The organism is Ferrovibrio sp. (genome assembly GCF_965278975.1).
Taxonomy (GTDB): Bacteria; Pseudomonadota; Alphaproteobacteria; order Ferrovibrionales; family Ferrovibrionaceae; genus Ferrovibrio.
On sequence record NZ_OZ257126.1, the window covers coordinates 2,485,456 to 2,504,279 of the forward strand.

Consider the following 18,824-nt stretch of genomic DNA (forward strand, 5'->3'; position numbering starts at 1 on the left):
ATGGTCCTGGAGGCATATCATGGCGCACCATTCGACGGAGATGCATAAGTCCCATTACTGGGGCTTCGCCGCTGAGCTGGCGGTCGATTTCGCCATCATGTACCTGGTCATGTACGCCATGATCAATTCGCTGTCGGATTTCCATTTCAACCTCAACAACGTCTACATGACCTTGATGATGGTCGCCCCCATGGCTCTCGTCATGCTTGTCGCCATGCGCTCGATGTTCCCCATACAGCGTCTGAACTGGACGATCGTTGCCGTGGCTGCACTCGTGTTCATTGGCAGCTATGTCGGCATGCGCACACAGGCAGCCGTCGGGAATGCCGAATTCGTGCGCTCCATGATTCCGCATCATTCGGGCGCCATCCTGATGTGCCGTGAGGCCAACATCACCGATGCCGAACTAGCCGATTTGTGCCGGCAGATCATCAAGGGCCAACAGGGGGAGATCGACCAGATGGAGCAGATTTTAGATAGGTTGCGATCGTCAAATATATAGACAGGATGAAACTCAAACGCGCTTACGAAGCAATGCTTGCAACATTACCCGGATATTCGTCACCGGCATGGCCACTAACCTTGTGAGGACAATATGGGTGTGGGACATGACCATAATCGCGTCAAAATCGAAGGCCAGAGCGAGCGACCGATCTGGTGGGCCCTAGGCCTCACCACAACTTTCCTGATAGCTAAAGTTGTCGGCGGCATTCTGACCAACAGTCTGGCGCTCATTTCCGACGCTACGCATATGTTCACCGACTCGGCAGCTCTTGCCATCTCGCTGGTAGCAATCCGTATCGGCCGACGCCCGGCCGATCGGCAGCGGATATTCGGCTATTACCGATCACGTGACAGTGCAGATCGAGGCAAACCTCTGCGAGCAGGCCACGGAAGCCCATTCCTTTGGCCCCCTGGCCCAAGCGCATGCCGGCCATTCGCATCAGCATTGATGTGTCCGGGCATGGGCCTGCGGATAATCTCAAAATTTATGGTAATTTCACGGTATCTTCTCAGGGAAGATGGGTAAATCTTCCAATCATCTGCTTGAGTGCATTTTACATCGTTTGTACTGAGTGGGCTTTTAGGCCGTACTGATACCTATATTCCAGCTTTTGACCCGCCAGGTGTTTTCCTGACCTTCCAGGGCGAATGATATCGGCCCTAGTCTTTTGCCATCAGAGAAGAGAATGAGTTCGCTGAATTGAAACCTGTTTACATAGATCGATAGGCTGATCATTAGGGATCGTGCATCGACGTGGAATGAAGCGGGATATACAAATCGGTCTTTGCGGCCAGTCATGGCAGTGACAAGGACTGGAAGCTCCGCTGTCGTCTTGGGCGGTTTTATCATTGCAATCCAGAACGCATATGAGAGTTCGATGGCGTGTGGATGCTTATCGTTTTGTTGGGCGCCGCCCAGGGTAATCGAAGAAGTGCTGACTATTTTTCCCTTCCAGCTGCCTGGGATTATGACTTGGTCATAGGCTGCTTTGAGAGCAGCGTGGGTTTTCTCCAATCCATCTGAACCAGACCCAGGATTGGTTGCCGCCGGTTTTGATCTATGTTTGGCTGTCAATGATGAACTCGTTGGCCGAAGTCTTGCCCTGGCGGTATGAATGCCTTGGTATTGCGCACGATCTTTCTAGCGCATCGGTATAGGGGCGGATTATCGAAGGCCATCTCAGCATCGATATTGCCGAAGCCGGCAGGTGGGATATTGCGGTCCTAAGGGCATCAAGCCCGCTTCAGTTGTTGGCTGCCGCAAATACCCGCTCGAAGAAGGCTTTGCTCCTGTTGAACGAGTCTTCCGCAGCAGCCGGGTTGCCGCCGCTCTTGTGTTTCTTCACGCCGCCGCCGACGCTCCAGCCATCCACCTCGATGACCCGTTCCGGCCGATCAAAGCTGTGATAGGTGCCGGGATAGAAGACCATCTCAGTCGGCGCTGCGGATTTGAGCGCTTCATTTGCCTGCAGTTCGCGGCAGAGAGAGGCGGGGGTCCAACTATCGTCTTCCCCGATGAGGACTAGGAGCGGTATGCTGATCTTCGTGTCCTGCTTCGGATTGCAATAGGGGTAGTAGGCGACCGCACCCCGGATGCCGAAGGCCTTCAACTGATACCTCTCCTGTACCGCCTTCATTATCGTCCAGCCACCATGCGAGAAGCCAATCAGGCCGATCTTGTCTTTTGCGACATATGGCTGACTGACGAGGTACTCCGCGCTGCCGATGATGTCGGAAACCCGCATCTCGGGGAGCACCAGGGTAGTCTGGGTGCAGAGGCTCTTGTGGCCGCGCGACATGAAGCTGTCGGGGACCAGGGCGACATAACCCCAGGATACCAGGCGCTCGGCCCAGGCTTTATGATGGTAGTCGGTGCCGCCGCAGCCATGCAGGACGATGACGGCCGGGAAAGGGCCATTCCCGCGAGGCTTGTAGATGCCAGCGTAGACCGTTACCGGGCCACCCAGCCCCGGGATTACCGCATTCGGATAGGTAACATTCTCCTTGGATTGGGCGCAGGCGTTATTGATGCCGGCGCTAAAGGCGGCAGCCACCAGGAGTATGCATATCAGGATCTTGTGCATGGGATACCTCTCGATGCTTCGACAGGATTGGGCTGTTTGGAAGTGGCAGATTGGATACCTGCTTGTTGAGAAGGCGGCCCTAGAACCGGGCCTCGATATACCAGCGGCCCTTGGTCTTATCGGTCCAGCTTATGCTGTAGAGGATGGTCCGCTTGCCGGCATTGGTGATGGCTTCCGCTTCGCAGAAATAGCCGAGTAACTCCCCGTTCTGGTCCTTCACGACGGCATCGCCGGCATTCCACTTCCAGGCATTCTGCGTCAGGGCGGCGGAGAGGATTTCTTGAATCTCCAGCTTCAATCGACGCCCCGCGGGCGAGTTCTTCACCGCCTCCTTAAGATGGCTCTGGGCTGTCCGGCTCTCACATGTCGGCAGGGAAGCGGTCTGGCCAAACTCGCCATCAGCGCCTTGGCGCATCAGATTCCAGCCAAGGACAACGACCAGGACGATGCAGAAGACAACCTTGTCCCGGACCCGGTGCAGAACCACCGCCCCTTTCTTGCGCTTATAGACCGGCCCCATCCAAAGCAGGACCAACCCCGGCAGCAGCAGTGTCAGCGAGGCCAGCACGTTGAGGAAGGCGACCGCCACGCCCAGGGCATTGATGGTCCCGACGAACCAGAGTTTGCGGTAGACCGGGATGGTGCCCCATTCGGGCAAAGCGGGAGCGGTGACGGAATCGGTATTCGTCATGAAGGCCTCTTTTCGGCGGGTGGATTGGCTATGGGAGATTAAAGCGGCGGTCCGGCGCCCGGTTCTGTTCGGATGGTTGTATCTCCCCGGCGGACCGCGATTCGGTGGGAGATGCCGTTTTATGGTAACTCCCGCTCTAGTAGTCGTAATTATCCTCGTAGTTATGTCGCGGTCAAGCGGCATTTCCGTATTCCTATGCGGTGGTTAAGGCGGCGACCCGAAACGACATTCGGGTATGCAAAAACGCCATCCGATCCAGTCCTCAGGCCGTACTCGGGGCCCAGCCAAGAAACCCGCTCCCGCTTCCCGGGAGCCGCCGGCAACACCGGAAGAAAAGATGCGCCGGAAGCAGCTCGGCCGGCGGATCAAGCTGCTGCGCAAGGAGCGCAAGCTGAGCCAGGAAGCGTTGGCCGAACTGATCGACAAGAGCGTCGACACAATTTCCAACATCGAGCGGGGTTTTGCCTCGACGCGGATATCGACGGCGTTCGAGATTGCCCAGGCGCTGAAGGTCAGCTTCACCGATCTGTTCGACTGGGTTGAGACGGTGAAGCAGGCGCCGCAGCAGAAGGCTCAAGCTGCGCTGGTCGAGAAGTTCCGGGCCTTGCTGCAGGGGAGCGCCCAAGCCACCCTGGCGGATGTGGCCGAACTGACCCGGGCGATCTCCGAGGCGGCAAGCCGGCAGAAATAGCCGTCAGTATTCCTCGGCCAGCATCAGGGTGAGCACCCGGGTGGTGACGGCCGGGTCGGCGGGATCGGGCGAGCCGTATTCGAGCGCCTTGTCGTAGGTGTCGATCTTCCAGAAGAAGGTCTGGCCGCCGTCCTTGAGGCTGCCAAAATCATGCTCATGATAGGGATCGTTGTCGGCGCTGAAGGCGTCGAAGCTCATCACTTGGCGGGTCAGAGCCGCCACGCGGATGGGGCCGAGGGCTTGAACACCGGCGGTGATCATGAAGCGGCCGCCGTTGCCGGTCTTGCGGAAGGCGTCGTTCAGGGCCCGGATGCGGGCGGTTCGGTCGGGCTGTCGCTGGGACATAGGCAGACTCCTCTCATTGCCGGCGGCGGGATGCTGCCGGCTGGGTGGGCGATGGGTGGTGGACAGGGGCCGGCGGTCAGCCGGTGACGCGGCGGGCGCGGCGTAGCCGGTAGGCGGCAAGCGGTGTGGTCCGGTCATCCAGGATGACGAAGACGGTGCCGACGAGCTTGGTCAGGCCGTGGCCGGTGTTTTGGCGGTCGCGGCGGTAGCGTAGCTCCAGGATGCGAGTGACCCGGTAGGGCCTGCCGGGCAGCAGCACCAGCACCTCGGTCTCGACCGGGCGGCCTTCCAGCAGGAACATCAGTTCATCCACTGTCATGGCGCCGTCCCCCCATTGGTGGGCGACGTGGGCGGTGGGCCGCTGGAGGCTTCCCTGGGCGGGAAGTCGTTGAAGAGCTGGTCCAGCGCAAGGTGGATGTTCTCGGCGCCGAGTTCCAGGATCGGGCTGTTCGGCGCGATCACCAGGCCAGTGAGCAGCAGACCCAGCTTGCAGGCACGGTCCAGGCGGTCGCCGAGTTCATCGGCTTCCGCCCGGGTGCCATCGAAGGCCAGGACGAATAGCTCGGTCTGCTTGCCCTGGAACAAGGCGATGTAGCGCCCCGGGGTTGGGCAGGCGGGTTGATGGCTGACTTGGGCTGTCATGCTGGGCCTCAATCGAAGCGGAGGGTGGCTTCGTCGGCATCGTGCAGCACCGGCTGGGGATGGCCGGCCCTGGCCCAGCCCTGCCAGAAGGCGACGAAGGGCCTATGGTCCAGGGTGATGCGGGCCGGGCTGCCGTCGTCGTCATATTGCCCGAGCAGCGAGACGACGCTGCCGTGGTCGACGATGCGGCTGATATGGACGGGACGCTCGATCATGGTGTTCTCCTTCGGTTGAGCGATGGGCAAGCGGATGCGTGGCGCCAGCCGGGAGCGGGCGCGGGGAAGACGGATTGTCGGATTGGAGCTTGGGGGTTACTCGGCGCCGTAGAGGCGCAGCAGGGCAGCCTGGCTGCCGGCCTGGATGGTCTTGGCTGCCAGGGGCTGGGCGCGGTGCGGGCCACGCTTCGGGCCTTCAGTCACCACGGATGCCGGCACGTTCATGGCGGCCAGGGTCGATTGGTCGGGCCGGGGCAGCTTAGCCTCAAAATGCGCCGCCCCGATCGCCAGACCGCCCCGCAGAGCAGCGGAGGCCACGGCCAGGCCATGCCGCTGCCAATAGCCGTCACGGCCCGGCTGCTTGAAGGCATGGATGGCAGCCAGTGAAAGGGTAGGGCGCTGTTCCTCCAGCAGCATCTGCCATTCCCGCAGCGCCTGCTCCCGGAGCGGCTTGAAGCCCGGCTTCTCCACCCTTGGACATTGACCGTTCGGCAGCCACAGATCCCGGATCGGAGAGCCGCGCTGCTTCAGCATGGCGGGATCATGGCAGATGCCGAACATGTCGAAGCAGGAGCAGAGTGCCGCCTTGTGGCCGCTGGGCAGGGTGACGAAGCGGTGTGGCGAGGCATAGTCCGCCAGGGCGGGGACAAAGACCCGCTTGCAATGGATGGTGTCCTGGTCGGCCGGGATGACCTTACGGGCCAGACCGGCAATGCCATCGGCCCCGACAGCGATACAGAGCTGGTCGCCGAACTCCCAGCGTCGGGGCGAGGCGGAATCCGCCCCGAAGACCACCAGGCTGCCGGGCGAGGCTTCAGCCAGGAGGGCCACGGCTTCCCGCACTGCCGGCACGAAGCCTTCCTTGGCGAGCAGCTTGAGCCGGGCAGGGTGCTTCTTGCTGCCGAGATAGGCCGAGGCGCGGAAGAAGGCGCCCGGCAGCAGCAAGGCGTCCAAGCCATGCCATTCAGGGTCTGCCGCGATGGCTTGGGCGGCGGCAAGCAGCAGCTTGGCTCTTGGCTTGTTGATGGATGTCAGATGGGCGCGCTTACCCAGCACGCACAGGGCCGCGATCCGCGGCGACCGGTTCGGTCCACGCATGAAAACACTCCAGATTGTTGAGTTGGGGTTCGGGTTGTTCAGAGACTTCGGCCCATGACCGGATCAACCCATTCCGGCCTGCCGCTACACATCCCGGCCAGAACAAACAGCCGGGTTACTCAGGAAATACTCACATCAAGGCGACCAGCCGCCGCTTGGCATGGCCGTCGCCATCGATATATCGCTGGGTCTGCTCGATGGAGCGATGACCGGCCAGCTGCTGCACATCCCGCAAGGAACCGCGCGCCTTGAAGACCAGCCGGGCCGCCCGGGTGATGAAGGTGCGCCGCCCGGAATGGGACGAGCAGCCGGCAAAGCCGAGCCGGCCGTAGAAATCCCGGAACCAGTTCACCACGCTGCTGGCCCGCATCGGGCCGCCGCGCTCGGACTCGATGACATAGCCGCTTGGGCCCCGATACCGCCGCAGCCGGCCCAACACATGCCGCAAATCCGGGTGCAGGGGGATGGACCGCCCGCTGTTCATCTTGGCCACCCGGTCCTGCAGCTCGATACGGTCGCCGAGATGGCCGTCCGAGGTTTCGACCATCGCCCAGGTCAGCCCGGCGATCTCGCCGGCCCGCAGGCCGGCCTTCACCGACAGCAGCAGCACGGCCTGATCGCGCCGGCCATGCCGGCCACGGCCTGCCTCGGCCAAGGCCAGCCGCAGCTGGCCGCTTGTTAACACTTTGGCTTGTTTGCCTGCCATTTTGGCCTCTTTTAAAGGTAAATACCCGCATAAGTAGTATAGCAGAACGCAGAAATATGTCAATAGAAACAATTACATAGGCCGAAATTGTTAATTATCGACTTGACAATAAGACCCGCTCAATTGCTATCCCTGATACAGGGAAAACTCTTGCCCTAATATGAAATATACCTATAATTCGAATTATTCGAGGAGACTATGAAGAACGTTGCCGCCACCGAGTTCATCAAGAATATCGGGACCTACATGGATGCCGCTCATCGTGAGCCGCTGGCCGTCACGCGCCACGGCCGGCAGTGGCTTGTCATGTTGTCGCCGGATGAATTCGAGCGCCTGAAGCAGGCGGCGGAAGCGGCGGCGGAAATACCGGCCATCAGGCAGGTCATGCCGCCGTCCCATGACCCAAATCATGCCATGAAGACCGCGCTTTCGATTATCAATACCTCGACGCGGACACGCATCACCGCCAAGGAGCTGCACGCACTGATCCGGAAGCCCAAGCCGGCATTCAAGGCACAGGCCCGCTTGCTGATCGAGGAAGTCCCGGAGCAGATCCTGGCTGGATTGGTGAAGGCCAGGGCTGCCACTTGGCCGGCGCTATATGAACTCGCCCGTTGGGCCGATGTGGTGGATCATGAAAAAACGACCTTCCTCCGGGATATGGCCGGAATCGGCCTGGAGCATCCTGCTGCGCCAAGCCATCCGCATTCTCGATAGTGCGCCGGCAACCCATTGGACTTTTGGCGGTGGCTCGGCAATGGCGCTGCGCTTTGGGCACCGGATTAGCTATGACGTCGATATCTTCCTGCACGATGCTCAAATACTGGGATATCTGTCGCCCCGCTTGAACGATCTCAGCGGTTCCCTGGCCGATAGCTATACCGAGGCGGCTAACGGCATAAAGATCACCACCGGGCGTGGCGACATTGATTTTGTGGTGGCGGCTGATGTGACGCGGGACGAGCCGGTCTTGGCTCCTGTACCTGGAATGGCTCTGAACATCTTGGTGCAAAGCCCGGCGGAGATTCTGGCCAAGAAGCTTCAGTATCGAGGTTTCAAGTTCACTCATCGCGACATTTTTGATCTTGCGATGTTGCTGGAGAATGATCCCGCCAGTGTCGATGGTGCCGTTAAGGCTTGTTCGGCAGTTGAAGTAGACAAGGCTGTGGGGATCATGCGGTCGCGGCTCGGCAGGCTCGCTATAGAGGTGCCTGATTATGTCAATCCGACACCAGCATTTGAGCCCTTGGGGGGCCGCTTGGATGAGGTGATTGGGGCCTTCGTGAGTCGGTTTTCACCGCTCACAAAACCACAAGGCCGCGGACAGTTGTGAGGTCGTCTCAGGCGGCTCGAGTCCACTCAAATCCAGCGAAATCCATACCTGATTTTTTCGTATTTTTTCCGTACGGTGCGCGAGTTAGTCGCAGAAATACACATAAGTATTTGAAAGTATTGGAGCGGGTGAGGGGAATCGAACCCCCGTCGTAAGCTTGGGAAGCGGTCGAGGCGGGTTTTTCAACTCCTTGAAAAATCTCTAATATTATTTCTATATCAATAAGTTATGCGGGAAATTGACCTCCCGCGATTCCCCGCTTTTACCCCCCTTTTCTGGCCCTCACTGTCCCAAATTTGTCCCAAAAAATGGCGGGTGAAAGCCGATGGATTTTGGGCAAAGTTTACCATGTATGTAAATGTGAGAAATGATATAAGGTAAACCAATTCATCCCTGGAGGTCATGATGGTGACGGCAAGGACAGATGCGCGTCAATCCCCTCGGCGGGCACCCGGGTCCAAAGCGGCCGGTGGCGAGCCGGCCTTCTGGCGCCTGCGTGTGGGCGGCGACGATATCGCCATCCCGAAATCGGGCGGCCCCGGCGCCGCCCTGCTGATGCGCACACTGCGCGCCTTCGGCCGGGTGATCGAGGACAATCCCCGCTTGGTCGATAGTGCCCTGCAGGCGCCGACCGATGCGGGGGGGCTGGCTGTGCTGGCCTCGGCGGCGGCGGCCTTGCCGGCGGTGGAAGAACTGGACCCGGCGGCGCGGCTGCTGGCCGAGGGGGCGCAGTATAAGACCGAGTTGCTGACCAGGGCCGGCGGCAGCATCGGTGTGGGCGAGGTTGCCGAACTGTTGGGGATCAGCCGGCAGGGCGTCGACAAGCAGCGCAAGGCCGGCAAGCTGATCGCCCTCCCTGCGGGCAGCGACCTGCGCTATCCCTCCTGCCAGTTCACCCGTCGCGGCCTTGTGGCCGGGTTGCAGCAGGTCTTGAAGGCACTGCCAATACAGGATGGCTGGATGCGCCTGGAATGGTTGTTGACGGCGGATGATGCCCTCCGGGGCCAGACTCCGTTGCAGGCATTACAGGCCGGCCAGGACGCCGCGGTGATGGACTTGGCGGCTGGGCATGGCGGTCAGTAAAGGTAAATCGGCCGGTGGTGGCCAGCCATCTGGGCCGCCAGCCGATCTCGCCAAGAGGGAGTTGCCGCTGGTGTTATGGCCGGCAGCCGCGCCACTCTATCGGGTTCATCCGGCAAACCGCGACCCGATCTATTATGGCCCGCGCAAGCCGCCGTCGCAACGGTTCGACGATCCCGATAGCCGTTTCGGCACCCTCTATGCCGGAACCAATCTCGAAATCGCTTTTGTCGAAACCCTGCTGCGCAATCCGCAATTGCGCATGGTCGCTATGTCGGAAGTGGCGTCACGCCGTTGGTCGACGCTGCAGACAGCATCAGCCATGCGGCTGGTGGATTTCGCCGGGCCGGGCTTGAATGCGCTTGGAACGGATAACGGCGTGAATACCGGACTCTACGCGATTTCCCGCGCCTGGGCGGCAGCCCTGCATGCCCATCCGGCCAAACCGGATGGAGTCCTCTATGTCTCGCGCCACAATCCGGCGCATCGCTGCATCGCCGTATTCGGCAAACGCATTGAGGTGGCGGCAGTGGCACCGCCAGCCCATTTCGAAGCCGATTGGCTGTGGTCGACCCTGAAGCAGTATCACAAACTGCTCACTGATTAGCCTGCCTTCAACTCCGGAAACAGCTTAACCAGCTTCAAAAGCGAAGCATCGCTTATGGAGCGGAAGCTGTAATATTCAATCTGGCCGGTCGATTTTTTCCGGCGCCCAAGGGCGACCAGCCAATTGCCGCGGCTGACTTTCAAGCCGGAGCCATCGCTCGTCTTCTTAACTCCACTTCTTTGAAGAGCTTGTTTGTGGTTGGTCGCGGCCTTCGTGGTTTTGGCGCTTTTCACTTCGGATTCTGCAGTGCCCTTTAGGGCATGGGCATACCCTGTGTATCCGCCGCGCGCTTCCATGTCCGCGTAAAATTGCTTGGGTGTAAATCCCTTGTCTTGCGCGAACTTCAGAGCACAGCCGAGCCGATGTTCGGTTGGACCGGATTGTGCCGGAAACAATACCCGAATGAAGGCAACGTGCGGAACAGCGTTTCCTCGAACGTCTTTTCCCTCATCCCGAATCTTCTTCTTAAGGGCGGATAGTAGTTGTTTGTTCTTGTGAGCACGATTGAGGAAGTCGAGTGCCATCATCAAGGCGCGCTTTTTGTATTCCTTGCTGCCCCGGCGGGCGCGATCTTCTCGCGGCACCCACTTCCAATCAAAGTGCTCTGTTTTGCCAGTAAGAATCTTTTCAATTTGGTTTTTCGTTTCGGAAACTTCTTTCTCAGATTCTCTATCGCTCATTTTTGTGTATCTTTCATTGTGAGTATTTATTGCAGAGTAATTTCATTCATAACATCTTTCAATATGAAAGATGTGGGGCAATGTTTGGCCATAAAATGACGAATTTCTGAATTTGTAAAGGGTTGTCGTCATCAACAGATAGGTGTCGACATGACGACAAAGCCATCGATGCATTCCACTTTGAAAGTGGACGATTCGCTGATTCAAACCCATGCAACAGTATCTTCGAGCGGCGTGAATCTACCTGCCCGCTTCGATGAAAGGGTACTTTCGGAATGGTGGGGTGTTTCGGTCAAGACGCTCCAGAACTGGCGCTCCATGGGTAAGGGGCCAAAGTATATAAAATTTCGAAATGGAATTGTTCGGTATCGGCGTGAAGAGGTGCTTTCATTTGAAGCGGCGCTCGTCCGGGATCCAAAATGAAAAATAACAAATCAGTATATGTGTGGATCTACTAACGCAAACTTTCAAAAAGGAGGGGGATTCTACTGGATGCTTTTGTGCGCACCATGTTGTGTGAACTATATCGGTAGACTCTCTAATTAAGATCATGAACAGACACTTCGCACAGTTTAAGCTCAATAAGCATCGAGAGCCGAACTGGACTCTGCGAGGGGAGGGTTTAATCCCCCGTGATAACGATATTGAGTTTCTGCCGCCTGACCCGCCGGGAAAATGGATGGGTAGTGATTCTTCGGATTGTGCTGAGGCTATAGTTGACGTTGAGCAAGAAGCCGATCGTGTTAATGAGAGCTATCAGCTATTCCCTGGGAAGGGTCGCTCCTATCACAATCCAGCTTTGGCATTGAGGGATGCTCGGAACATGATCCAAAGACTGGAGCGCGCCTTTGAACTCAATCTGAAACGGGGGCCTTGGGGGATTAATAACCCCTTGCTCCGTTCAGCACTCGATATCTATCGGTCAGGCGATGGGTGTTATGTGAATCCAGCCGCGCCCCTTCTGATGCGGCCAATCTTGGATGGTCTTCTCGCGCCGATGCTTGCGCGCCAGAACAATGCACAGAAGGTAACAATACTAACCGATGATTGGCTTACCTCGGTCGGATTTTGGAGCTTCGATAAGGAGACCATTAAGTCAGCCGTACGAGAAATCATGGGTAAGCGGCATGGTGTTTTCTCGATAGAGTTCGCGGTCTATCGAAATCAACGCGACAGGAGGACGCCGTATCGTCCAATTGTGGCTTTTCACGTCGAGGGTATCGCCTGGGGTGAGGAAACCGAGCGGCAAAAGCGTGCAGCGAACCAGGTTCTTCCTCCAGGGCTTTTCTCAGCGCCTAGCGTCGTGCGGAAAGATATCTATGACCGCCGAGGTGCTATCGACTACTGCATCAAACATCCCTATCGCGTCTACAGCATTTACTGGTTCGCGGATGGTAGCCGAAATCATCAAGTCTGCGATCCGTCTTACCGTTTGATGTTTGAAATTTGGAAGGAATTTAGCACCGTCTGGTGGCCTGAAATGATGTTTGGGGTCAATGATGGTGAGGAGATTATGGAGCGTTTCAAAGATCGAGCGGCTAACATTCACCGCTGGAAAGTATAAGGCCTAAGTCCACATTGGTATCGGTGGTGACCGGCTTGTCAGCGTTCATATTGTCACTTAGTAGAAAAATCGCGCTTTCTACTAAGCGCCGGAAAACCCGGTCATCGCGATGTCAGCGGAAATCCCGGCTGGGCGACAGATAGAAGCTGACCTTGCGTTGTGCCGGGTAGGTATCAAGTGTCGACACCAGTGCCGACACTCTACCATCGATGATCAAACTCATCGATGGGGCTGGTGAGACTTGGAACTGGTGCTTCAGCGCCCTTGGCGGACGGCATTGCGCACGCGGTCGGTAAGATCGCGCGGGCCGGCCACTTCCAGGCGTTCGCCATTCAGGAAGAAGGTCGGGGTGAAGCGAATCTGCACTTCCCGCACATCGGCCATATCCTGGTTCAGCAATGCGGTTATATCTGGATGCAGCCGCTCGGCCTTGGCGCGCTCCAGGTCAAGCCCGGCGATGCCCGCCACTTCCCAGGCCACATCCAGCGCCGGGTTGCCATGCATGGCCCAGTGCGGCTGCTGCGCCAGCAAGGCATCGAGCACGGTCTCGAACTTGCCCTGCATCCGAGCTGTCTCAAGAATCCGCACGGCCTCGTCGGAGCCCTTGTGAAACGGGGTATAGCGCATGACGGTGCGGAACTGGGTCGGGAATTCGCTGTGCAGGGCCTTGAGGTAGGGATGATAGGCGCGGCAGGCCTCGCAGGAGGGATCGAAGAATTCCACCAGTGTGACCGGCGCATTCCTAGGGCCGATGATCGGCGAATGTGGGCGGATCAGGGTGGATTCTTCGGCCGGTGGTGTGGTGGCTGCCTTGATCGCCGCTTCCTGCTCACGGCGCTGTTGCCAATAGAGGGTGCCAGCGGCGAAAGCGGTAACGCCAAGCGCGGAGACACCGATGATCAGGTGGCGGCGGTTCATGAGCGGGGTCTCCCTGCGAAGCAAAGGCAGATGGTGATCGCTGCGAAAGCCGCCAGCGACAGATACGGAATCGGCAGGCCGAGAATCACTTGAGCACTGTCGGTGCAGGAAGGGCCATCGGCGCTGCAGGGCATGATCGCGCGCGGCACTATCCCGGCATAGAGGCCGGCATGCCATGCGGCAAGGAGCAGGCCGGCCAGGGTGAGGGGCCAGGCATAGAGAGCACCCTGCGGATCGGCCCGCCACAGGGCAACGCCGAATACTGGTACCAGTGGGAACATTGCAATGCGCTGATACCAGCAAAGCGTACAGGGCATCTGCCCGATGATCTCACCGATGAACAGCGCCCCCAGCGTGGCCGCGAGGGCAATCGCGAAAGCAACCAGCAGGGCGCGTTCGGCAAGTGGCGCCAGAGCGCCCGGCGGTCTGCCGGGCGGCGGTTGAGATTCTGCCATCACGTCAAGCTTCCTGTTCAGGATCGAAACGCAGCAGCCGCAGCGCATTCAGGGTGACCAGCACAGTCGCGCCGGTATCCGCCAGGATGGCGATCCACAGGCCGGTGATCCCGAATACCGAGGTGATCAGGAATACTGCCTTCAGGCCAAGGGCCAAAGTGATGTTCTGCCGGATATTCGCCATAGCCGCCCGGGCCAGCCGGATTTTCGCCGGAATATCCGTCACGCGGTCACGCAGTACGGCGGCATCAGCGGTTTCCAGGGCGACATCGGTGCCAGACCCCATGGCAACACCCACGGCTGCCTGCTTCAAGGCCGGGGCATCATTGATGCCATCACCGATCATCATCACGCTGCCGCTGCGGCCAAGCTCACGGATGGCTTCCAGTTTCTGCTCCGGCAGCATCTCGGCGCGGTAATCCACCCCCAGGATCCCGGCAATGGCGGCGGCCGTGCGCGGGTTATCGCCGGTCAGTATCACGGCACCGATGCCCATGCCACGCAACTGGCGCATGGCTTCCACCGCATCGGCGCGCAATTCATCGCGCATCGCGATCAGGCCCAGGCTGCCATCGGCATGGTATACCACCGCCACAGTCTTGCCTTCCTGTTCCAGTGCGGCGGCGCGGCTGAGGCTAGGTTCGTCCAAGACACCGGCTTCCGCCGCATGCCGCGGGCTGGCAACCCAGGCTTCGGCGCCGTCTACAGTTGCCGCAACACCACGGCCCGGCAGCACCTTGGCATTGCTGCCGGGCAGCAATGCCGCACCAGCCTGTGCCGCGCGCTTGAGGATCGCCTGAGCAAGCGGGTGGCTGGAACCGGCTTCGACCGTGGCGGCCACGGCCAGAATGCGATTTTCACCGCTGGCGCCAAGATCGACGACATCGGTTACCTGCGGGCGGCCATGGGTCAACGTGCCGGTCTTGTCGAAAGCGACATGCGTAACACCAGCCGTTGCCTCCATCACCACGCCGCCCTTCATCAGCAGGCCGCGCCGCGCGCCGGATGAAAGCGCGGAAGCAATCGAGGCCGGAACCGATATCACCAGGGCGCAAGGGCAACCGATCAGCAGCAGCGCAAGCCCGCGATAGATCCAGGTATCCCAGGCTTGAGCGAAGGCCAGCGGCGGCAGCAGGGCCACGGCGGCAGCCAGCAGCACAATGGCTGGCATGTACCAGCGGCTGAAGCGGTCGATGAAACGCTCGGTTGGCGCCCGCGCTTCCTCTGCATCTTCCACTAGGCGGATGATACGGGCGATGGTATTATCGGCGGCAGCCTTGGTCACCCGCAGCTGCAGCACCGCCTCGGTGTTGATCGAGCCGGCAAACACCGCCTCGCCAGGCCCACGGGTTCTGGGCAGGCTTTCGCCGGTCACCGGGCTTTCATCAATACCGGAGGTACCGGCGATGATCTCGCCATCGGCCGGCACGCGGTCGCCCGGCCGCACCAGCACGGTCTGCCCCACGGCTAGGCTATCCGCCGGCACTTCCCGCGTTGCGCCATCCACCAGCAGCAATGCCGTCTTGGGCACCAGATTGGCCAGAGCCCGGATGCTGTCGCGGGCTTTGCCGGCGGCCACGCCTTCCAGTACCTCACCGACGGCGAAGAGAAACACCACCAGCGCCGCCTCTTCAGACGCATTAATGGCTATGGCGCCTATGGCCGCTATGGTCATCAGGCTTTCGATGGTGAAGGGCTGGCCCAGGCGCAGGGCCGCAAAAGCACGGCGCGCCACCGGCACCAAACCAATCAGGCAAGCGGCAATGAAAGCCCAATTGCCGAATTGCGCCGATACGGAATGATCGACAATCCAGGCTGCCGCGAGAAGCAGGCCGGAAACCAGCACCAATCTGCCCTTGCCGGTATTATACCAGGGCAGGCCGCGTTCCTGCGGATCATCATGCTGATGACCGGTGCCGTGGTCATGGTGATCTTCGTGAATAGCGGGCGGATTCGGCTCCGCTTGGCTCTTATGCGCGGCAATGCCGAAGCCCAGGCCGCGCACGGTCGCTTCTATGGCCTCCGGCGAAGGACCGCCAGGAGCCAGCCGCAGGCGCAACCGCTCGGTCATCAGGCCGATTTCAATATCGCTGACGCCCGGCATGCGGCCCAGCGCATTCTTGATCTTTGCCGTGCATGAACCGCAATCCATGCCGGTAACGGTCCATTCGCAATAATCGCTTTTGCCGGTCGGCTCAGTGTTCAGGGAAGCCATCTGCTTGTCCTGCCCAAGGGGTGAGACTTGGAGGCTTGAGCCTCAATGTCCCACCAGCCTAATACCTATAGCCGTTATAGGTTCAAGGGCCTCATCCTGCCGATTGTAGGCGCGCTAAAGCTTCCTGCGCCGTGCGCCGGCCTTGGCGCCGCCATGGTCGTGAAATTGGCAATGCTGATGGGAAAAGTCGGCCAGGGTTTCGATGATGCGGCAATCGGCAATGCGGCCACGGCCACAGGCACGAACCATCCGCTGCAATTCCGCCCGCATGCCCTGCAATTGCTTGAGGCGGCGCTCGATCTCCTCAAGATGCTTCTGCGCCACCCGGTCCACTGCCGCACAGGATTGCTCAGGCTTGTCAGCCAATGTCACCAGTTCGCGGATATCATCGAGCGAGAAGCCAAGGTCGCGGGCATGGCGGATGAATTGCAGCCGCTGTAGATGCGCCTCGCCGTAGCGACGCTGGTTGCCGCCGGTGCGCGGCGGCTGCGGCAGGAGGCCGGCCTGCTCGTAGTGGCGCACGATCTGCACCGAGCAGCCGCTCTGCTCCGCCAGTTTCCCGATCGCCATTTCCATCATCGTGGGTTCCCTCGGAATTCTGCTTGAAGCTATAACTATTGTAGGATGTAGGTTATCGGCAGCTTCCCCGAATCACAAGCGGAAAGGGTGATCGGAATGCCGGGCGAAATTGGAACGGTGGTGAGTGATCTGCCGTATTGCTGCTTAGCCTCACGCAGCTGTGATGCTGCGAAAACAGGCAGTTCGACCTGTACATTGTTACGGCGGCAAAGCGCCGCAGGCGATGTACTTGCAAATGATTTTGACTTTCGCCATCTTCGCTGCGTATCGACAACCATATGGAGGATGAATGAAACGCTTTGCAGTTATGGCCGCAGCAGCAACGCTGGCATTCGCGGTATCGGCCCAGGCCGATGAGGCGAAATATGGCGGCCAAGTGAAGAAGATCGGCAATTACGAGGGTGAATTGGTGGTGAAGGGCAGTGATGTGCTGCTCTATGTCATCAAGGACCACAAGCCGATGCAGCCCACAGGCAATATGGCGGCGGCCGTGAAGCTGTTCGTCAATAATGCCGAAAGCAGCGTCGAACTGAAACCTTCGGGTGACAAGCTGGCCGGCAAGGCTGGCGCGCCACTTTCGGGTGCGGTTCGGGCCATGGCCACTCTTTCCGAGGGCGGCAAGGAAGTCGGCAAGGCGCAGTATAGCCTTACCGCCAAGTAGTCCTAATCTATTAGCGCAGAACCAAGAAACCCCATGACCCAGGCAATCGCAGCATACAAGCGCAAAGGCCGGCTTTTTGCCGCGCTTATTGCCATGTCTGCGCTCCTGTTCACGGCGTTGTTTGGTTCCTGGCATGCGGAAATCGCCGCAGCCAATGCAACGCAACTCGTTGCTGTTGCCGCCCAATCCGATGCCACCATGTCGGATGTTGATGCGGGTGACGAGATACCCGCTCCCGTGAAGCTCGCGCTGGATTGCGCCTTCCATTGCGATCAGCATGGCCGTGCCATGCCGCCGCAATTGCGCGTGGAGATCGCGGGTTTTCCGCCGGCCGAGCCTGTGCTCAGCCTGCGCGATGCTGGCACCGATCTTGGCCTGATTTATGGCCTGCTAGAACCTCCGAAAGCCTGATTCCCCGAGCCTGAACGTCCTGGCGCTCCACGCGCCTGCTACCCGTATTTTGTTCGAGGGAACAGAAAATGCGTCTCCCCCTGCTTGCGCTCGCCATGATGGTGGGCCTGGCCAAGCCTTTGGCCGCGCAAACGCCTATGCAGATCGTCCCTGGCAACAGCCATGTGGTGCGGATCGGCAGCCTTGAAGAAGCCCTGCGTGTTGGCGAAGAGAATTCGCCGCGCCTGCGTGCTGCCGAAGCCCGGCGGGAAGCCGCTGGCGGTGATCGCTTGCAGGCCGAGGCCCGGCCGAACCCGGAATTGTTCGTCGATGCTGATAACTTCGCCGGCAGCAAAGGCTATCGTGGCAGCCGCAATATTGAGGTTGCAGCCGGCATTTCGCAGACCATCGAGATGGGCGGCAAGCGTGAGGCGCGGATCGGCTTTGCCGATGCCGGTCTGGCGCTGGCTGGCATTGAACGGGATGTCGATCAGCTAAGTCTGCGCGAGGAAATCGCGCGCGGCTATGTGCAGGCGCTTTATGCCGCGCGTGTTGTCGTGCTGGAAGCGGATCGGCTGAAGAATGCCGAGGCGCTGGCCGGCGCGGTGCGCGAGCGGGTGCAGAATGGCCGTGAGCCACCCTTCCAGGCACGCAAGAGCGAGATTGCCCAGGCCGCAGCCGGTGTCGCCAGCCAGAAGGCGGAGCGCGAATATGCCGCTGCCCTAGCCGGCTTCGCCGGTAGTCTGGGTGTGATGCGGGCGGAACTGGCCAGTGATGCCGGCTGGTTCGAGCGCATCGGCAGCTTGCCGAATGTCGGGCCTGATGAGGCGACGCTGCGGGCCAATCCGGATTTCAGCCGGGCGACTGCCGCAGCGGCCCAAGCACGCGCCGCCATTGCCAAGGAGCAGGCGGCGGCAGTACCCGACCCGACCCTGCGTGCCGGCATCCGCCGCTACAACGAGGATGACAGCAACGCTTTCATGGTCGGCATTTCAATTCCAATTCCGGTCTTCGACAGCAATCGGGGTGGCATCCAGCGGGCACGCCAGGATCTCGTTCGCGCCGAAGCGGAGGCGGATATGCTGCGGCTCAACCTGCTCGCCAGCTTGGCCAAGGCACGGCAAACCCTGCAGGCAGCGTATCGTGAAGTGGAGGCCCTGAGCCGCACCATCATTCCGGCAGCAGACGAGACCTATGCCGCCGCCGCTGAAGGTTATGCGGCCGGCAAGTTCGGTTTCCTCGATCTGCTGGATGCCCAGCGCACGCAATTTGACGTCAAAGCCCAGCATGCCACGGCCCTGCGCGATTACCACCTGGCGCGTATCGAACTGATGCGCCTCGCCGGCCGCACCTATTGATCGGAGAT

26 protein-coding genes are annotated in these 18,824 nt (G+C 59.8%); 12 read left to right on the top strand and 14 right to left on the bottom strand.

Annotation, left to right across the window (positions count from 1 at the left end; translation table 11 throughout):
• Positions 1–19 precede the first annotated feature (19 nt).
• Positions 20–502: a DUF305 domain-containing protein gene (locus ACQY7X_RS11930; protein WP_341982527.1), complete on the top strand. Its 483-nt coding sequence runs from the start codon at positions 20–22 to the stop codon at positions 500–502.
• A gap of 93 nt (positions 503–595) precedes the next feature.
• On the top strand, positions 596–1,030 hold the full coding sequence (locus ACQY7X_RS11935; RefSeq protein WP_341982525.1) for a cation diffusion facilitator family transporter: 435 nt from the start codon (positions 596–598) through the stop codon (positions 1,028–1,030).
• Between the two features lie 54 nt (positions 1,031–1,084).
• Here ACQY7X_RS11935 and ACQY7X_RS11940 read toward each other — a convergent pair whose 3' ends face one another.
• The 3 genes from ACQY7X_RS11940 to ACQY7X_RS11950 form a co-directional block, all read right to left on the bottom strand.
• Positions 1,085–1,579: a hypothetical protein gene (locus ACQY7X_RS11940; RefSeq protein ID WP_428245452.1), complete on the bottom strand. Its 495-nt coding sequence runs from the start codon at positions 1,577–1,579 to the stop codon at positions 1,085–1,087.
• A gap of 169 nt (positions 1,580–1,748) precedes the next feature.
• A complete protein-coding gene (locus ACQY7X_RS11945) occupies positions 1,749–2,588 on the bottom strand; it encodes a dienelactone hydrolase family protein (protein WP_428245453.1) in 840 nt (279 codons plus the stop codon).
• Positions 2,589–2,667: 79 nt separating this feature from the next.
• A complete protein-coding gene (locus ACQY7X_RS11950; protein ID WP_428245454.1) occupies positions 2,668–3,279 on the bottom strand; it encodes a hypothetical protein in 612 nt (203 codons plus the stop codon).
• A 337-nt stretch (positions 3,280–3,616) separates the two neighbouring features.
• Between ACQY7X_RS11950 and ACQY7X_RS11955 the strand changes: the two genes are divergently transcribed.
• The gene (locus tag ACQY7X_RS11955) at positions 3,617–3,970 is read left to right on the top strand and encodes a helix-turn-helix transcriptional regulator (RefSeq protein ID WP_428245456.1); all 354 of its coding nucleotides are present in this window, start codon (positions 3,617–3,619) and stop codon (positions 3,968–3,970) included.
• Positions 3,971–3,973: 3 nt separating this feature from the next.
• Here the strand turns inward: ACQY7X_RS11955 and ACQY7X_RS11960 are convergent, their stop codons facing one another.
• The 6 genes from ACQY7X_RS11960 to ACQY7X_RS11985 form a co-directional block, all read right to left on the bottom strand.
• The gene (locus ACQY7X_RS11960) at positions 3,974–4,315 is read right to left on the bottom strand and encodes a DUF3768 domain-containing protein (RefSeq protein ID WP_428245458.1); all 342 of its coding nucleotides are present in this window, start codon (positions 4,313–4,315) and stop codon (positions 3,974–3,976) included.
• Between the two features lie 76 nt (positions 4,316–4,391).
• Positions 4,392–4,634: a hypothetical protein gene (locus tag ACQY7X_RS11965; protein ID WP_428245459.1), complete on the bottom strand. Its 243-nt coding sequence runs from the start codon at positions 4,632–4,634 to the stop codon at positions 4,392–4,394.
• On the bottom strand, positions 4,631–4,957 hold the full coding sequence (locus ACQY7X_RS11970; protein ID WP_428245460.1) for a hypothetical protein: 327 nt from the start codon (positions 4,955–4,957) through the stop codon (positions 4,631–4,633). Before ACQY7X_RS11970 ends, ACQY7X_RS11965 begins: the two co-directional genes overlap by 4 nt.
• Positions 4,958–4,965: 8 nt before the next feature.
• A complete protein-coding gene (locus tag ACQY7X_RS11975; RefSeq protein WP_428245461.1) occupies positions 4,966–5,172 on the bottom strand; it encodes a hypothetical protein in 207 nt (68 codons plus the stop codon).
• A 96-nt stretch (positions 5,173–5,268) separates the two neighbouring features.
• On the bottom strand, positions 5,269–6,270 hold the full coding sequence (locus ACQY7X_RS11980) for a hypothetical protein (protein ID WP_428245462.1): 1,002 nt from the start codon (positions 6,268–6,270) through the stop codon (positions 5,269–5,271).
• 130 nt (positions 6,271–6,400) lie between these two features.
• The gene (locus tag ACQY7X_RS11985; protein ID WP_428245463.1) at positions 6,401–6,976 is read right to left on the bottom strand and encodes a tyrosine-type recombinase/integrase; all 576 of its coding nucleotides are present in this window, start codon (positions 6,974–6,976) and stop codon (positions 6,401–6,403) included.
• Positions 6,977–7,174: 198 nt separating this feature from the next.
• On the opposite strand from ACQY7X_RS11985, the gene ACQY7X_RS11990 reads away from it, so the two are divergent.
• The 4 genes from ACQY7X_RS11990 to ACQY7X_RS12005 all read left to right on the top strand — a co-directional run bounded on the left by ACQY7X_RS11990 (position 7,175) and on the right by ACQY7X_RS12005 (position 9,996).
• Positions 7,175–7,693, top strand: a complete 519-nt coding sequence (locus ACQY7X_RS11990) for a type II toxin-antitoxin system Phd/YefM family antitoxin (RefSeq protein ID WP_428245464.1) — start codon at positions 7,175–7,177, stop codon at positions 7,691–7,693.
• A complete protein-coding gene (locus ACQY7X_RS11995; RefSeq protein ID WP_428245466.1) occupies positions 7,611–8,309 on the top strand; it encodes a nucleotidyl transferase AbiEii/AbiGii toxin family protein in 699 nt (232 codons plus the stop codon). Before ACQY7X_RS11990 ends, ACQY7X_RS11995 begins: the two co-directional genes overlap by 83 nt.
• A gap of 498 nt (positions 8,310–8,807) precedes the next feature.
• Positions 8,808–9,392, top strand: a complete 585-nt coding sequence (locus ACQY7X_RS12000; protein WP_428245468.1) for a hypothetical protein — start codon at positions 8,808–8,810, stop codon at positions 9,390–9,392.
• The gene (locus ACQY7X_RS12005; protein ID WP_428245469.1) at positions 9,379–9,996 is read left to right on the top strand and encodes an RES family NAD+ phosphorylase; all 618 of its coding nucleotides are present in this window, start codon (positions 9,379–9,381) and stop codon (positions 9,994–9,996) included. Before ACQY7X_RS12000 ends, ACQY7X_RS12005 begins: the two co-directional genes overlap by 14 nt.
• Here the strand turns inward: ACQY7X_RS12005 and ACQY7X_RS12010 are convergent.
• Positions 9,993–10,676 carry a hypothetical protein gene (locus ACQY7X_RS12010; protein WP_428245470.1) on the bottom strand — a complete coding sequence of 228 codons (684 nt, stop codon included), beginning with the start codon at positions 10,674–10,676 and terminating at the stop codon, positions 9,993–9,995. The two genes, ACQY7X_RS12005 and ACQY7X_RS12010, sit on opposite strands and share 4 nt — an antisense overlap.
• Positions 10,677–10,826: 150 nt before the next feature.
• Between ACQY7X_RS12010 and ACQY7X_RS12015 the strand changes: the two genes are divergently transcribed.
• On the top strand, positions 10,827–11,099 hold the full coding sequence (locus ACQY7X_RS12015; RefSeq protein ID WP_428245471.1) for a helix-turn-helix transcriptional regulator: 273 nt from the start codon (positions 10,827–10,829) through the stop codon (positions 11,097–11,099).
• A 400-nt stretch (positions 11,100–11,499) separates the two neighbouring features.
• Complete coding sequence (locus ACQY7X_RS12020; RefSeq protein WP_428245472.1) at positions 11,500–12,240, top strand: hypothetical protein; 741 nt, start codon at positions 11,500–11,502, stop codon at positions 12,238–12,240.
• Between the two features lie 255 nt (positions 12,241–12,495).
• On the opposite strand, the gene ACQY7X_RS12025 is transcribed toward ACQY7X_RS12020, so the two are convergent.
• The 4 genes from ACQY7X_RS12025 to ACQY7X_RS12040 all read right to left on the bottom strand — a co-directional run bounded on the left by ACQY7X_RS12025 (position 12,496) and on the right by ACQY7X_RS12040 (position 16,398).
• Positions 12,496–13,158, bottom strand: a complete 663-nt coding sequence (locus ACQY7X_RS12025; RefSeq protein WP_428245473.1) for a DsbA family protein — start codon at positions 13,156–13,158, stop codon at positions 12,496–12,498.
• Positions 13,155–13,613 (bottom strand): disulfide bond formation protein B, encoded by a 459-nt coding sequence (locus ACQY7X_RS12030; protein ID WP_428245474.1) that lies wholly within the window; start codon positions 13,611–13,613, stop codon positions 13,155–13,157. The genes ACQY7X_RS12025 and ACQY7X_RS12030 overlap by 4 nt, the downstream gene beginning before the upstream one ends.
• A 4-nt stretch (positions 13,614–13,617) precedes the next feature.
• The gene (locus ACQY7X_RS12035; protein WP_428245475.1) at positions 13,618–15,828 is read right to left on the bottom strand and encodes a heavy metal translocating P-type ATPase; all 2,211 of its coding nucleotides are present in this window, start codon (positions 15,826–15,828) and stop codon (positions 13,618–13,620) included.
• 114 nt (positions 15,829–15,942) lie between these two features.
• Positions 15,943–16,398: a MerR family transcriptional regulator gene (locus ACQY7X_RS12040; RefSeq protein ID WP_428245476.1), complete on the bottom strand. Its 456-nt coding sequence runs from the start codon at positions 16,396–16,398 to the stop codon at positions 15,943–15,945.
• A 298-nt stretch (positions 16,399–16,696) separates the two neighbouring features.
• Here ACQY7X_RS12040 and ACQY7X_RS12045 point away from each other — a divergent pair, with 298 nt between their 5' ends.
• The 3 genes from ACQY7X_RS12045 (at position 16,697) to ACQY7X_RS12055 (ending at position 18,816) form a co-directional block, all read left to right on the top strand.
• Positions 16,697–17,068 carry a hypothetical protein gene (locus tag ACQY7X_RS12045; protein WP_428245477.1) on the top strand — a complete coding sequence of 124 codons (372 nt, stop codon included), beginning with the start codon at positions 16,697–16,699 and terminating at the stop codon, positions 17,066–17,068.
• A 33-nt stretch (positions 17,069–17,101) separates the two neighbouring features.
• Positions 17,102–17,479, top strand: a complete 378-nt coding sequence (locus ACQY7X_RS12050; RefSeq protein ID WP_428245478.1) for a hypothetical protein — start codon at positions 17,102–17,104, stop codon at positions 17,477–17,479.
• A gap of 68 nt (positions 17,480–17,547) precedes the next feature.
• Positions 17,548–18,816, top strand: coding sequence for a TolC family protein (locus ACQY7X_RS12055; RefSeq protein WP_428245479.1), 1,269 nt, complete (start codon positions 17,548–17,550; stop codon positions 18,814–18,816).
• Positions 18,817–18,824 lie beyond the last annotated feature (8 nt).